Genomic DNA, 1,363 nt, shown 5'->3' on the forward strand with positions numbered 1-1,363 from the left:
CCGCGCCGTCCTGCACACCGCCCCGCTCACCACCGGGACCCTCGACGGTCTGCGCCGGCTCGGCGCCCGGCACGGCGCCACCCCGTTCACCGTCGTCCTGGCCGCCGCCTTCGCCGCCCTGCGCACCGCCACCGGCGCGTCCGACCTGCTCCTCGGCTGCGCCGGCGGCCACCGCGCCCGGCCCGAGCTGCGCCGGATGATCGGCCTCCAGGTCAACACCCTGCCCGTCCGCGCCACCCTGCCCGGACCCGGCGGCGACCCGGCGTTCACCGAGGTCCTCGCCACCGTCCGGGCCGCCCTGCTCGACGCCCAGGAGCACCACGACGTGCCCTTCGACCTGGTCGTCGAACACCTCGGCCCCGCCGCCCGGGGAGCGGACGGCACCCCGCTGCTCGCCGTGAGCTGCGACCTGGTCCGCCCGCCCGAGCCGCTGACGCTGCCCGGTCTCACCGCGCGGGCCGTCGACGTCGACCTCGGGCTCGCCAAGTTCGGCCTCTCCCTGCTGGTCGAGGACGGCCCCCGGCCGCGCTGCCTGCTGCAACACGACCCGGCGGTCCTGGACGAGCCCACCGCCCGCCGGCTGCACACCGCCTTCGCCGACCTGCTCACGGCCGTCGCCGCCGACCCGGACCGCCCGCTCTCCGGACTCCCCGGCGAGCGCCTCACCCCGGCCGGCGGCGACCACCCCGCCGTCACCGCCCTGCTCGCCGACCCCCGGGTCACCGACGCGGCCCTCCACCTCGCCGAGCACGGCCCGGCCCTCGCCTACGCGACCGTCCGCGGCCCGGTCGCGCCCAGCGGCGCCGAACTGCGCGCCGCCCTGCGCCGCCGACTCACGGCACCCGAGCACCTCCCGGTCGCCGTCACCCTGCTGGACCGCATCCCGCGCCGGCCCGACGGCACCCTCGACCCCGCCCGCCTGCCCGGCCGCCCGTCCGCCCGGGCCCACCTGCCCGAGGTCCTGGACGCGTTCGCGGACCTGCTCGCCGCCCGCCCGTCGGCGGACGACGACTTCTTCCGGCTCGGCGGCCACTCCCTGGTGGCGGTGCGGCTGGCCGAACGCCTGCGCACGGGCCTGGGCCTGCCGCTGACCGGCCTGGACGTCCTCGAACAGCGCACCCCGCGGGCCCTGGCCACCCTGCTCGCCACCCGCGCCGCCCACCGCCGCGGCACCCCCGGACGCGCGGGCGTCCGCGCCGCCCGCGCCGGCACGGTGCTGCTCACCGGCGCCACCGGCGGCGTCGGCGCGGCGATCCTCCAGGAACTCCTCGCCCAGGGCCGCCCCGTGCGGGCCCTGGCCCGTCCCGAGTCGGCCCACCTGGTGGCCGGCGCCGGCGTCGAGGTGGCCGAGGGCGACATCGCC

Annotated in this window: 1 protein-coding gene; it reads left to right on the top strand. The window is 80.0% G+C overall.

Translation table 11 applies throughout. From position 1 onward, the window contains the following. Window positions 1-1,363: condensation domain-containing protein (locus ABD308_RS12670; protein WP_344332795.1), on the top strand; the 1,363-nt coding region annotated here is incomplete at both ends.

This window comes from Kitasatospora putterlickiae (assembly GCF_039527695.1).
GTDB classification, from domain to species: domain Bacteria; phylum Actinomycetota; class Actinomycetes; order Streptomycetales; family Streptomycetaceae; genus Kitasatospora; species Kitasatospora putterlickiae.